Source organism: Mycolicibacterium smegmatis, assembly GCF_001457595.1.
GTDB classification, from domain to species: Bacteria; Actinomycetota; Actinomycetes; order Mycobacteriales; family Mycobacteriaceae; genus Mycobacterium; species Mycobacterium smegmatis.
The window spans coordinates 2,288,370-2,301,743 of the sequence record NZ_LN831039.1; the positions used below are offsets into that span (position 1 = coordinate 2,288,370).

At 65.2% G+C, this 13,374-nt stretch carries 10 protein-coding genes and 2 pseudogenes; 7 read left to right on the forward strand and 5 right to left on the reverse strand.

What is annotated here, in order from left to right; all coding sequences use genetic code 11:
• Window positions 1-4: 4 nt before the first annotated feature.
• Both secBL and AT701_RS10900 read right to left on the reverse strand, forming a co-directional pair.
• Window positions 5-445, reverse strand: a complete 441-nt coding sequence (gene secBL / locus AT701_RS10895; protein WP_003893514.1) for a SecB-like chaperone SecBL — start codon at window positions 443-445, stop codon at window positions 5-7.
• Entirely contained in the window at window positions 442-1,038 is a 597-nt protein-coding gene (locus AT701_RS10900) for a helix-turn-helix domain-containing protein (protein ID WP_003893515.1), read from the reverse strand. The genes secBL and AT701_RS10900 overlap by 4 nt, the downstream gene beginning before the upstream one ends.
• 221 nt (window positions 1,039-1,259) lie before the next feature.
• On the opposite strand from AT701_RS10900, the gene AT701_RS10905 reads away from it, so the two are divergent.
• The 6 genes from AT701_RS10905 to AT701_RS10925 all read left to right on the forward strand — a co-directional run bounded on the left by AT701_RS10905 (window position 1,260) and on the right by AT701_RS10925 (window position 9,432).
• Window positions 1,260-1,670, forward strand: a complete 411-nt coding sequence (locus AT701_RS10905; protein WP_003893516.1) for a hypothetical protein — start codon at window positions 1,260-1,262, stop codon at window positions 1,668-1,670.
• A gap of 14 nt (window positions 1,671-1,684) precedes the next feature.
• Window positions 1,685-5,329: a phage tail tape measure protein gene (locus AT701_RS10910; protein ID WP_058125818.1), complete on the forward strand. Its 3,645-nt coding sequence runs from the start codon at window positions 1,685-1,687 to the stop codon at window positions 5,327-5,329.
• The gene (locus AT701_RS34175; RefSeq protein ID WP_081319445.1) at window positions 5,326-5,772 is read left to right on the forward strand and encodes a hypothetical protein; all 447 of its coding nucleotides are present in this window, start codon (window positions 5,326-5,328) and stop codon (window positions 5,770-5,772) included. The genes AT701_RS10910 and AT701_RS34175 overlap by 4 nt, the downstream gene beginning before the upstream one ends.
• Window positions 5,773-5,807: 35 nt before the next feature.
• The gene (locus AT701_RS36125; RefSeq protein ID WP_233032060.1) at window positions 5,808-6,491 is read left to right on the forward strand and encodes a DUF7257 domain-containing protein; all 684 of its coding nucleotides are present in this window, start codon (window positions 5,808-5,810) and stop codon (window positions 6,489-6,491) included.
• 495 nt (window positions 6,492-6,986) lie between these two features.
• Window positions 6,987-8,870, forward strand: a complete 1,884-nt coding sequence (locus AT701_RS10920) for an HNH endonuclease (RefSeq protein WP_223495493.1) — start codon at window positions 6,987-6,989, stop codon at window positions 8,868-8,870.
• 106 nt (window positions 8,871-8,976) lie between these two features.
• Window positions 8,977-9,432 (forward strand): DUF4265 domain-containing protein, encoded by a 456-nt coding sequence (locus AT701_RS10925; protein WP_003893522.1) that lies wholly within the window; start codon window positions 8,977-8,979, stop codon window positions 9,430-9,432.
• 170 nt (window positions 9,433-9,602) lie between these two features.
• Here the strand turns inward: AT701_RS10925 and AT701_RS10930 are convergent.
• Window positions 9,603-9,806 (reverse strand): annotated as a pseudogene (locus AT701_RS10930) (ATP-binding protein); the annotation flags it as partial.
• Between the two features lie 132 nt (window positions 9,807-9,938).
• Between AT701_RS10930 and AT701_RS10935 the strand changes: the two are divergent.
• Entirely contained in the window at window positions 9,939-11,258 is a 1,320-nt protein-coding gene (locus AT701_RS10935; protein WP_011727856.1) for an IS256 family transposase, read from the forward strand.
• On the opposite strand, the pseudogene AT701_RS10940 reads toward AT701_RS10935, so the two are convergent.
• Both AT701_RS10940 and AT701_RS10945 read right to left on the reverse strand, forming a co-directional pair.
• A pseudogene (locus AT701_RS10940) lies at window positions 11,250-11,953 on the reverse strand (ATP-binding protein); the annotation flags it as partial. The gene AT701_RS10935 and the pseudogene AT701_RS10940 sit on opposite strands and share 9 nt — an antisense overlap.
• Entirely contained in the window at window positions 11,950-13,311 is a 1,362-nt protein-coding gene (locus tag AT701_RS10945) for a Mu transposase domain-containing protein (RefSeq protein ID WP_011727957.1), read from the reverse strand. The pseudogene AT701_RS10940 and the gene AT701_RS10945, both read right to left, overlap by 4 nt.
• Window positions 13,312-13,374 lie beyond the last annotated feature (63 nt).

A 13,374-nucleotide genomic window follows, 5' to 3' on the forward strand; every position in this document is an offset into this window, starting at 1 on the left:
GTTCTCAGGCGTCCTCGGCCGAGTCCATAGATTCCGTGAGTTTGACGCCGCCGGCGCGGAGTAACGGCAGTATGGGACGGTCGAGACCGAGCGAGGCTGCGGATTGGCTGACTGCCGCACGGAGATACGGGTAGACAGCCATTACCCCGACTTTCTCAGCGAATTCGCGAGCTGTACCTTCCTCAATCTTTGCAGCGGACTGGAGCGTGAACACAGCCCCAGCATCGGCGAGGTACTGGCCGCCGTGCCCGGCCGCGGTGACCTTGCAACGGATCTCGAACTCGGTGTCACCCACTCTGGTCAAGACCTGAAGTGAAAATTCGTCGTCGACCGCATCGTCGACACGTCGCCCAGCGTGTTCGTACAGCACAACGTCGGTGAGCTCAGATCGGTTGAGCAGCTCCTGGACGTCTTCGAAAGTGGGCGCGCCGTCCCGCTCAATCATGAGGCCGGTGCATAGGACCGCTGGTACGTATGACCCAGGGAGGCCTTCGTCCCACGGTGGCGGAAAGCGATGTCAGCTACGCATTCGTAGGTGGTCACGGTGACAGACCCAATCCCCGCCGAGATCAGAAGATCAATGCGATTGTGGGCATCCAAAGAAGGGAACGACACGTCCTCAACCTCGTAGTTTCGCGAGCGGGCCCATCCAGCCACGTCGCCCCACAGCCAAATGCCCCCGGCGACGAGCGACACTGGGGCGGGAAACGGCACGTCGTCATGGCGCTCACCCCGCACCCAATTACCGACGGCCTGCCGTGTAACGCCGATCCGCTCAGCGATGTCCTGTCTTGTCACAAGATCCTGGTACGTGCGGATCACCGGAATACCGCTGGCTTCCAGAGCCTTTGCGGCTTTGACCCCCGCCTCGATCGCGTCGGCAGCATGAACGAGAGTTGTCACGACCGTCAGATTGCCGTCGAAGCTGACAACGAGGTTCGGGATCAACTCCATGGCACGGTCGATACGCTCGTCGTCGGGACCGTCGAGCGGTTCGGTGACAAACGCGACTTCGAAGTCGAACTCCCGGGTGGTCATGTGCCCAGTGTGGGCCGCCTAGTCGGTGTTGTCAACTGGAAACAGCCCAGGTGAGCGGCTAAGATTGCCTCTCCTCGATGGTCCTCTCCAGTTTCAGGCACTCTCGATGCGTCTTCCGCGCCTGCCACGTTGCGTCCGACTGCACAGTTCCATCGACTCTGACCCATGGGGGAATCAGCCGAAACCCCGGATCGGGGGGATACAGGGCAAACTTGTGGCCTTTGTGGTGCCGCTACCCCGATCAGATCGAATCTGACCTCAAGATCCATTGCCATGGCACCGATATTCGGTGGTGGCACCGCGGCGACCGTGACGAGCGGGGCTGCCTGAAGCTGTCGAGTCGACTGCTGCTCAACCTGATTCGCGGGCTGCCCGAAGATTCAGAATTCAAGACTCACGCCGCCGAGCCGTTCGGCCGCGGCGGCGACTGGTCGATCCTCAAGAAGATGACCGCAGCCCTGCATAACGAGGTCGCAGCCTACCGCGCCAGCAAGTACGCCGGCACCCCACACGAGTATGAGTACGACGTGTTCATCTCGCCGAGCGAGGCGCGTGAGCGGGCCGAGGAAGAGGCCGCCGAAGAAGAGTTCCACGACCGCGAGTTCGGCAAGCTGCTGAGCATTTTCAACTGAAAGGTGGTGCGTCTGTGGGTATCCCGATTCCCGTTGAACCGACGCTCGACGAGCGTTCTGCCACCGCTGTCGCAAAGCGCGCCGAGAAGGCGTTCGCCGACGCGGGCAAGAATGCGGAACAGGCGTTTACGGGTGCGTTCTCTGATGGGGCGCGGGATGCCGACCAGGCCGTCAAGAAGGTTGCCGATCGGGCGTCGGACGCCTACGACAAGGCGCGCGATGCTGCGGGCCGGCTTCGCGCCGAGGAGGAGAAGCTCAAGAGGCTGCGTGACGAAGGGGCCAGTAACGACCGCATCGTCGCTCAGGCTGAGCGGGTCGAGAAGGCGCGCCGCGCTGAGGTGCGGGCGGTCCGCGATGCCACCGACGCCTACCGCGAATACGAACAGGCTGCACAGTCCGCAGGGCAGAATGCTGGGCAGAACTTCGCGGGCGGGCTGCGTGGGTCACTGTCTGGTATCGGCGCGGCGGGCCAAGACGCGGCGAACGAGTTCGTCGGCGGGTTCGCAGGCTCGTCCGCGCTTCTGCGGCTCGGATCAGCGGGAGGGCCAATCGGATTGGCGCTGGCCGGTGTGGCCACCCTCGGAGTGATGGGTGGCCGATTGCTCGCCAACGGCATTGCCGATGGTCTGCAGACACTGCAGGTGCAGGACCTCATCGCAACGCGAATGGGCCTCGATGGCGCGACCATGAACCGGTTCGGCAACGCGGCCGGACAGGCTTACGCCAATGGGTGGGGCCAGTCGCTCGAGGACAACCTGCGGTCCCTGCAGTTCGGTGTCCAGTCGGGGCTCATCGGCCCAGACGTCAACGAGGCTGACGCGCAGAAGTTCATCGAGCGCATCCAGGCGACATCCGGGGTGCTCGAAGAGGACCCGCAGCAAATTGCTCGTGGTGTTCGCAACTTCGTGAAGACGGGCCTGGTGAGCGATTACGAGCAGGCGTTCGACCTGATCGTGGCGTCCACGCAGAAGGGCCTCAACATCTCGAACGACCTGCTGGACACATTCGAGGAATACGGCACCAAGTTCCGCGATCTCGGCATCAACGGCCAGGAAGCGCTCGGTCTGATCAACCAGCTTTGGGAGGGTGGCGCCCGCAACGTCGATGTCGCCGCCGACGCGCTGAAAGAGTTCGCCATCACCGTGGTTGACAACTCGGACACTACCAAGACCGCCCTCACCGCATTGGGTTTCGACGCAGAAGAACTGGGACGAAAGTTCGCTGAAGGTGGCCCCACCGCACGAGCAGCGTTCGGCGCCGTGCTGGATGCCCTGGCATCGGTCAAGGACCCGATGGAACAGGAACGCATCGGGCTCGACCTGTTCAAAACCAAGTGGGAGGATGTCGGCGACGCGATCAAGAATCTTGATCTGCCTTCTGCCGCCAATGAATTGGGCAATGTCGCCGGCAAGACGGATGAAGCGACGGGGGCGCTGCAGCGGCACGCCGACGGTTGGGACACCCTCGGCCGAAACATCGATGAGACCTTCCGAAAGTTCAAGGAGTGGCTGGCCGACTCGGCCATCGGCACGTTCTTCAGCCAGACCCTGCCCGGGTTCCTCAATGCGCCGTTCGAGCAGCCACCACCGCCGCCACCGCCAGCGCCGGGGCAGAGCCTCGGTGACAGCGGCATTTATGGACCACCAGTGCAGGGCCCGGGCCTCAACGGCGACGGCGTGCAGGTGCCCTCGGATAGTGCGTTGCCCCCGTTCCTCACTCCTGGGCTGACCGGCCCCGGGTTGGTGGACCCGCGCATCAACGCGCCGATTCCAGCTCAGCCGACGATCCCGCTCGGTCCGCCTCCGCCGGATTCGCCTGAGCGCGGCCCTGGCATGCCGTACGACCAGGCGCAGCAGCAGGTCGCCGACGCGGGCAGGACCGATTCGGCCAAGCCGTCGTTCGATCCGTCGCAGTACTCGGTCGATGCGATCCCGGTTCCTGGTGCGATTCCCATGCCCGCCGTGGCAGGTGCGCCCGGCGCGCCGATGCCCGGCGCTGGTGGCGGCATGGGCTACTACGAGGTCGACCCACAACGCGTGTACGACGCCGAGACGTCGGTGTTGTCGGCGCGCAACAGCGTCGAGTCGGCGCGTATCCGCGTGCTGGAGCTCGAAGCCGAGGGCAACGCCACCGCTCAGCAGCTGGCCACCGCGCGCCAGCAGGTCACGATGGCCGAACGTCAGTATGTCTCAGCGCAAATGCGGCTGTCCGAGGCGCAGCAGGGCACCTGGAAGAAGATGGAGAACGCCGCCAAGGGCTTCTCGAAGGGCATGGACGACATCGGGGCGGCGCTCGACAACGACCTCGGCATCTCCGAGGGTCTGCCCGGACTCGCCGACAACCTCGTGCGATTCGTCGCCAGCTTGGCCGCGGCGCCGCTACTGGGCCCGCTGTCGGCGATCAGCGCGGCCAACCCGATCCAAGGCGGGCACGGCATCCTCGGCATCCTCGGTGCGCAGGGCGCGTTCGGCCCGCAGTACACCCAATCGCAGTACGCGCAGCAGGGCTACGGCTACCCGGCGGGATACGCCGCTGGCGGATACCCGGGCGATGCGGCGCTGCTGGCCAACGTCCCGGCAGGCCGCTACTCGCAGACCGGAATCGCCGACCTGACACAAGGCATCGCCGACTGCTCCAGCGCGGTCGAGGATCTCGTCAACCTGCTCGACGGCCGCCCCACCGGTGGCCGGTCTCTGTCGACACACAACGCGGACGAGTGGCTGCGCGAGCGCGGCTTCCTGCCGGGCGCCGGTGGCCCCGGCGACTTCCGGGTGGGATTCAACGCCAGCCACATGCAGGCGACGCTGCCTGGTGGCACGCCATTCAACTGGGGTAGCGACTCGGCGGCTGCCCGTCGGGGCATCGGCGGGACCGGTGCCGATGACCCGGCCTTTACGTCGCACTACTATCGCCCCGCGGTTGCCGGGTCTGCATCAGTACCCACCATCCCTGCTGCGCCGAGCGTCACCGTGTACCCGTCGACCGCGTCGGCGTCTCCGTCGACCGCAGCGGATATCTACAGCCCGGCGAACACGAACCCAGCGCTGAACAATCCGGCCACACCGGCGACCACCCCCTCGAGCCTGCCCCCAGTCTCCGGTGGCGGCGGCACGTTGCCATTCATGGGCCAGGGTGGTCCGCAGGCGGCCCCGTTCGCGCTCAACACCCCAGTGGGTGGCAGCGCGTTCCCCGCGCAGGGTGGTGGCGGCTTCCAGGGCGTGTCGGGCCTGCCGATGGACGCGATCATGACCGCGACCCAGGGCCTGGATCTATTGGCCCCCGGTGCATCTCAGGCCGCGCAGATCGGCATCAAGCTCGCCAACCGCGCGATCGGCTATGCGGGCCAGCTCGCCGGCATCGGCGTCTCGGGTCTCATGGAGACATTTCTGCCGTCGGGCTCGCCACTGGGCAACATCGGCAATTCGTGGTTCGGCAAGGTCGCATCCGGTTTCGCCGGTGCGCGGCCTGCGCTGCCAAACACCGCCGGGCAGCAAGCCCCGCCGAACCCGAACCCGGCTCAGCCTGGTCAGCCGGGCCAGCAGCAGCCCGGCCAGCCGATCAACCTCGAGTACCACAACCATCAGGCCACCGAGGACCGCGCCGGCGCTGACATCACGCGGCACCTCGAAGTCCAGAACGCCCCTGCGGGGCAACGATGACCCACTATCCACAGGGGACGCTCACGCCTCACGCTGCCTACTACCACCTCAAGGGTCGGCACCCGTTGGTGACGCTGTGGTCCTACGACGGGGCGAACAGTTTCTCGGTCCTCGGCGGCAAGGCGATTCCCGACAAGTTCACCGCACCCGAGTGCGTGATGGTCAAGAAAAACGGGCTCAAGGGTCTGATCGCGCCGTGGGACACCATCGACCAGAAGGGCGCCTCCCAGGATGGCGTGACGTTCGTCGACGCGCTGCAGGGCCCCACCGAGGTTGAGATCAAACTGCTGGTGCGTGGCCGCGACCCGCAGCACTGCCGCAAGCTGTGCCGCCTCATCATCGCCTCGATCGACAAGAAGCGCACGAGCGAGCTGTCGTTCATCGACCTCGATACGGGCCGCTGGTGGTCGGATGTGCGGTGGTTCAAGGCGCCCCGGACGTGAGCAACATCGGCGAATCGTGCACGCAGGAGCTGACCTTGGTCCTGCGCGCCGACAACGGGTTCTGGCGCACCTACCCGGAAACCGACTCGTTCGCGTTCTCCTACGAGGACACCACGGAGACGTTCAACTACGACACCGAGGCTGACGGCGACCTGGGTGAGAACTGGCCGCTGTGCTGCACCGAAGAGGGTGGTGGGTTCATCTACGCCGACGGGTCGCAGGCCCGCTGGAAAGATGACCCCGACGACTGGCTGATCACCGACACCCGCGAGGTGGTGGCCGGGCCCTACAAGGACTTCCAGACCGCCACCAACAACCAGGTCGTCTCGATGGTCATCGGGTCGTTCCAGGAGTGGTCGCTGCCCGAGGGCGCGGCCAACGATCTGTGGGCGCGTATGGGCCGCAACCCCGATGGCTCCTGGGATGGCAACGGCATCCGCATGCGCATCGAGAACAACATCCTGACCTCTTCGGCGGTTCCCCCCTTTTCGCCGTTCGCGAATCGCCTGCACTGCAACCCATCGCCATCCGGAGCACTCGATCGGCGGCACCCGGGCATATCTCTTCGTACTCCCGAAGCGCCTTCGGCGGAGGCACTTGGTGCCGCAGCAATGTCCGAATATGGGCCGCAGGCTACCACCCAAACACTGCGCAGCAACGAGACAAACGGCGACACTATCGACAGCGCGAGGGGTGATGGGTCGAATCACCGCTGGTAACCGCACTGACGTGCCGAGCGGGTTGCGCCGTTTCGGGCAAACATCCCATTGCATAGCTCGGCGAGCAGACCGTCGGACCCGGTACCGATTCGACAGTCGGGCGCCGTCGCGTCGGCACACGTTCCGATGCTCTCGCCACTCCTAAGAGCCGAGGGCGATCACCACGCATAGGCCACGTTTGTCGCGATGTGAGCAAATACACTTGCAGGCCCCTTAGTTTGAGCTCCGGTTGCAGTAGTTCGTTGCTAAGCGCTGCTCAGAAGCGCTAGTTTGTTTTGCCGGTGAAGAAAACAACAGGCCCAGTACGCATCGGTGATAATCGGTGTAATAGCAGCTAGTTGACGGGTAGTGGCATCTCTGCTTAGAGTCCTGCCTCACATGGATGAGGCTTGCTATATGGCCTCTCAGGTACGTAGCTGATCGGGGGATCGCATGCGGGACCGTCGAGACTTACGGGCGAGTTCAGGCAACTTTCTGGGCCATGAGGAGCAAAGTGTGTGGTTCAGTTGGCCGTTTCGGTCGCTGGCCGTGCTGTGTGCGGTGGCGGTCGCGATCGGTGGTCTGCACCTCGTCCAGCCCACACCGTCGGAGCGGGTAGAGCAGGGTGCGGCCGCGGTGTCGGCGGCGCAGAAGTTCGCTGACGCCGCGACCGCAGCGTTCACCGAGTCGGCGGTGGGCTCGGATCTGACCGTCTCGCCCGAGCAGCGCCGCACGGGCCTGCCCACCGACCCGGTGACCGGCCTGACCTCACAGACCGCGGCCGGCCCGGTGCAGATCGTGTTGCCGGGCGGTCTCGGGCGGGCTGAGCACACCCCGGGCGGGCAGGTGGTGTATCCGAATGCCGGTGCGGGATTTGATCTTCTGGCCGAAAATACCGCTACCGGTACTCGCACCGTGGCGCGGATCGCTGGCCCGGGTGGGCCACGGATGGTCACCACGTTCGTGCGCACCCCGGCCGACACGGTGATGTTGGCCCACACCAACGGGTATCTGACTATCAACAAAGCGACACCCACGGCCGAGACCGTCGGCATGTTCGCCCCCGCCGAAACCCGCGACGCCACCGGCGGACCAGTACCCAGCTCGTATCTTGTGAAGCAACTCGCCCCGCAGCTGTATGTGCTGGCCGAAGTGATCGACCCCCGGCCCGACACCGCCTGGCCGGTCTATGTTGACCCGCCACTGCACCTGACAGGTGCCGGCGGCGCGCCGCTGGGTTTGTTGGATTCGTTCGCCGACTCCGTCAGCTCATTGGCCAACACTGCGACGTCGGCGGTCAAGACCGCCGCGTCGGCGACCGTGTCGGGGGCGAAGGCGGTCGGGTCGTTCGTCAAAGAGAACCCGCTGGAATCGGCGATGCTGGTCGGCGGGGTGGCCCTGGCTGTCACCGGCGTCGGTGGACCTGCGGGCGCGGCCGCGATCGCTGCGGCGACGGTGAACCTGTCCAGCGCCGGTCTCGATATCGCCGCGGCCGCCATGCCCGACAACCAAGCACTGGGCATGGCCGCTAACGTGATGGCCGCGGCGTCCATGGTCACCCCACAAGGCGCCGCCAAAAAGGTCATCAAAGAAGGCGTCGAACAAGCCGGCGAACAACTCGCCAAACACACCGACGACGTCATCGACGTCGCCAAAACCACCCCCACCCCACCCGCGCAGCTCGCCGACGAGGTCGCGGCCGCGAGCACGGCGAAACCACCCGTCTCACCCGGTGTCTCGCCGAAAGCCCCCAACGCGCCACCCGCGAAAGCGCCAGAACCGACGCAGCCTGCCAGCAGTGCAGGACCGCCGGGAGCGAGCACCCCAGGCGTCCGGCCAGGAAACCTCCCGCGTAGCCAACGCGTGCCCCCTGCCACGAAGGCACAGCGCGACGCGGCATACGAGGCAAGCGCCGCCCGCAACGGAGGAAAGCCCCAATGCGTCTATTGCGGCAGCAGTGATGGTCCATTTCACATCGACCACGTGGTCCCTCGCGCCAAGGGCGGGACCAATGCCCCTTCGAACCACGCGCCGGCATGCGCGACGACCTGTAATCTCGCCAAAAGCGATAAACGACCCGAGGATTTTCTCAAAGAGCTAGACGCGCGCGGCGTGACGAGGTCAGATGCCGACCAGAAGTTCCTTGATAAAGCCATCCAAACACAGCAACAACGCCTAACGTCGCCAGCTGATCAGCGGGCCAGCCAAAAGGCCCGCGTGCAAGCGGTCACGAATCGCCAGCGCAAGTCAGCTCGGGAATCGGCTCAGCGGTCTAGCGCACAGCACGACGGACGTTCCGGCTCCGATGGGGGCGCACGATCATCTGACAGGAAAAACGATAAGGATAAGAAGAAAGACGGGAAGAGTAAGAAACATCACCCGAAACCAAAAGGGAAATAGCGCTCACGCTCCGCGTCGGAAATAGGAAGCTCATATCGATATGACCCGTGAACGTTTCGATACGCTTGGACCGCCTCCAGGTACGCGCCCCCGGGGTGCTTTACCGATGAGGTTCGAGATCGACACCGACGACGAGCACTCCTGGCCACCTGCCAACTCAGAGACGCTTTGGGTTCTGCCTGAGCCGGAAGCTCGAACATACCGGGTGCTTAGTATCCCCGTTCTTGCCGACGGTATCGCCGTCAACGACACTGTCCTCGGCGAGTTCGCGAACGACAATCTCATGTTCAAAGGCAAGATCACCTCCGGTGGGCACTCCACCATCCGAATCTTTATCGACCACCAGGTCGAGGAAGGCATCCTCACTGAGCGCATCGCTGCCATCATCAGCGAAGTAGAAGCTGCTGGCTGCACCGTCCGGCGAAGTGGATGGGATTTGATCGTTGCCGTAGACATTCCGACGCTGGACGCTTACGAGCACGTCTACGACGACTGCCTCATCCCCAGGGGCGAAGCTGGCGAACTCGCCGTCGAATCAGCATGCATGACCTTCGACACCTAGCGCCAAAACGCTTGCGCGATCGACGCTGTGACCTATGGTGGGCCGAGCTTCGTAATCTGTAGCCGCTCGTCGAGCAGCTCGTCCATGTGGCGCGTGGATCGCAGCGGCTGATCGCGCTCATCGAAATTCCCCAGGTGTGCTCGTTGAAATTCCCCACCTGTGAGCATCGGTCAGTGTAGTGCTTGGCGGGTGCCGGTGGTGGCGCGGCGGAGGGTTTCCGCGGCGGCCTGGTGGTCGCGAAGGCGGTAGGACTCGCCGTCGAGGTTGATGACCACCGAGCGGTGCAGGAGGCGGTCGAGCATGGCGGCGGCCACGGTGGTGTCGCCGAGGATCTCTCCCCAGGATCCGACACCACGATTGGTCGTGATCACGAGCAATGATCAATACCTGTGGATGAGCCTCGGTGTGGGGGCGTGAAGATGGGCGCACCTTCCCGGGGATGATCTTCACGGAATCAGGTATTCGATCAAGACCGGCGTTGGCGCGCTGGTTGGGAAGGTACGCCCATGCTCACCGTAGTTCACGACACCGAGGACGCCAACGACAAGGCCAGCGGTGCTGGTCGGTCGTTGTTGGATGAGATCGTCCGCGACGGGGCCCGGCAGATGCTGGCCGCGGCGTTGCAGGCCGAGGTCGCCGCCTACGTGGCGCAGTTCGCCGATCAACTCGACGAGAACGGTCACCGGTTGGTGGTGCGAAACGGCTATCACCAGCCCCGGGAGGTGCTGACCGCCGCCGGCGCGGTGCAGGTGAAAGCGCCGCGGGTCAACGACCGCCGTGTCGACCCCGACACCGGTGAACGCAAGCGGTTCTCCTCGGCGATCCTGCCGGCCTGGGCGCGCAAGTCGCCGCAGATGAGCGAGGTACTGCCGCTGCTGTACCTGCACGGCCTGTCGAGCAACGATTTCACCCCTGCCCTCGAGCAGTTCCTCGGCTCCGGCGCTGGGCTGTCGGCCAGCACGATCACCCGGCTCACGGCGCAGTGGCAAGACGAGGCCCGCGCGTTTGGGGCCCGCGACCTCTCGGCCACTGATTACGTGTATCTGTGGGTCGACGGCATTCACCTCAAGGTGCGGCTGGACCAGGAAAAGCTCTGTCTGCTGGTGATGCTGGGCGTGCGTGCTGATGGCCGCAAGGAGCTCGTGGCGATCACCGACGGCTACCGCGAGTCGGCCGAGTCGTGGGCCGATCTGTTGCGCGACTGCAAGCGCCGCGGCATGACCGCCCCCGTACTCGCGATCGGCGATGGCGCGCTCGGGTTCTGGAAAGCAGTCCGCGAGGTTTTCCCGGCCACCAAAGAGCAGCGGTGCTGGTTTCATAAGCAGGCCAATGTTCTTGCTGCACTGCCGAAATCAGCGCACCCGTCGGCGCTGGCGGCGATCAAGGAGATCTACAACGCCGAGGATATCGACAAGGCCCAGATCGCGGTCAAGGCCTTCGAGGCCGACTTCGGCGCGAAGTATCCCAAGGCGGTCGCTAAGATCACCGACGACCTCGATGTGCTGCTGGAATTCTACAAGTATCCGGCCGAACATTGGATTCATCTGCGAACGACGAATCCGATCGAATCCACCTTTGCCACAGTGCGTTTGAGGACCAAGGTCACCAAGGGGCCCGGATCACGAGCGGCCGGACTAGCGATGGCCTACAAGCTCATCGACGCCGCCGCGGCCCGCTGGCGTGCCGTCAACGCCCCACACCTGGTCGCCCTGGTCCGCGCCGGCGCGGTCTTCCATAAAGGCAGACTGCTCGAACGACCCACCGACATCACCCCGCCAACATCGCCCTCAGACGGCGGTCAGCACGCCGGAACGGAGGTCGCCTGAAACACCCCGATCCACAGGTATTGACAATTCCTCCGTGATCACGATGCTGGTTTTCAAATACCGTTGGGAGACAACCTGAAACAACGCCGAGGCGGCCTCGGCAGGCAGCGGCAAATAGCCCAGTTCATCGATCACCAACAGGGTGGGGCCGGCGTAGAACCGCATGGTGGTGGCCCAGCGCCCCTCAATCGCCGCGCGATGGCACCGAGCTGCCAGATCGGCGGCAGTGGTGAAGTAGGTCCGATACCCGGCATGCGCTGCCGCCCTTGCCAACCCCACCGACAGGTGCGTCTTCCCGGTGCCCGGCGGGCCGACGAGCAGAATGTTGGTCGCCGACTCGAGGTAACGGCAGGTGCCCAGTTCGTCGATGAGCTTGCGGTCGATGCCGGCGGCCGCATCGACGTGAAATCATCGAGGGTGGCCGGGGTGGGCAGGCAGGCGAACCGCAGCCGCCCAGCCAGCCGCCGGGCGGTGCTGGCCTCGACCTCGACCGCCAGCAGCCGCTCCAACGCCACGGTCAGTGACAGGTTCTCGGCGCTGGCCTGGTCGAGCACGGCGGGCAGCGCCGCGGCGGCGGCGTGCAGTTTGAGCTCAGCCAGATGTGAACGCAGCTTCTGATAGCGGCTGGCCGCCGTCGACGGCGGCTCCTCGGTGACGGTGGCGGTGTTCTTGGCGGTCCGTGGCGTGGGGGTCATTGGATGGTCCTTTTCTGGGCGGCCCGCTCATAGGCGGACAGGTCGATGACAGTGGAATCAGTTGACCAAGTGGAGGATTCGGCAGCTTCTTGGTTAGCGTCGTTGAGGTGAAGCAGTTGGGCGGCAGCGGCTTTGGCGGCCGGCCCGGGTGGGATGCGTTCCTTGCGGCGATGGGGACGCCCGGTGGACGCTGTCGCCATCGCCATGGTGTCCAGGGCGATGACATGGCCGCTGTCGCGGACCATCACCCCGAGTCCGTCGGCGGCCATGCGGTGCCGCGCGATCACTATCCCTGCGACCGTGGCGATATCGCAGAACTGCGCCCCGACGGGATGGCTGACCACCACCTGGGCGGCGGCCAGCTCCGGCGGCACCGAGTAGCGGTTGCCGCGGTAGGACACCAACGCTTGGCGTGACGCCGTGCGGGTTTGGGAAATGATCACCGGATACGGCGTCGCCGGCACTGGCGCCAAGGGTTCGGTCTTGGCCACCACAGCCACCGCTGACCGCCCGTCAGCGGTGGCCCGCATCCGGGTGCCACCGCGCACCCGGGCAAACCGGTCCACACTGGCCTGCGCCGCCTCGGCGGTCAACTCGTCATCCAGGGTGCGCCACCAGCGTTGCGCGGCAGTGTGATTGACCTTCTCCACCACACCCTTGCGGTTTCCCCGCCGCGGTGGGCAGATCGCCACCGACACCCCGTAATGCTTGGCCACCCCGGCAAACGACGCGGTCACCCGCCCCGAACCCGGGTCACAGACGGTGGCCATCCGGTCAAACCGCCACACCCGCGTGCAGCCACCGAGCTCGCGGGTCACCCGGTCCAGCGCGGCGACCAGCTGCGGCTGATCCTCCGACGGCGTCAACGCCGCCCGCCACTTGCCAGAATGCGCCAGCGAGCCCACCAGCAGATGTGCGGTCTTACCCCACCCCCAGGATTCGGGTGGATCGGGCAATTCCAGCCAGTCCCACTGGGTTTCATCGCCAGGAGCGTGCTCGATGACGGAGTTCGGGCGTTCGGTGGCGGTGCGACACGCCTGGCAGTCCGGGCGCAGGTTCCTCGCCCGGATGTTGCGGGTCAGGCTCTGATACGACAGCGGAAATCCCAGCTGCTCGAGTTCGTCGAGCAGGGTGCGGGCCCACAGATGCGGGTCCTCGGTCAGCCGCGCGGCGACATAGTCGACGAACGGCTCGAACGGATCCGGGCCCGGCCGCGCCCGCACCCCAGGTGTTCGCTTTCCCGACAAATAATCCGCGATCGTTTTGCGGTCCCGGCCGGTGTGGCGGGCGATCGCCGAGATCGTCCAACCACGTTTACGTAGGGCATGTACTTCCACATCGTCCTCCCATGTGAGCATGAGAAAGCGGGCCTCCTTCGACGGGAGCTGTTGGCGTCAGACACCAGCAGCATCGAGGGAGGC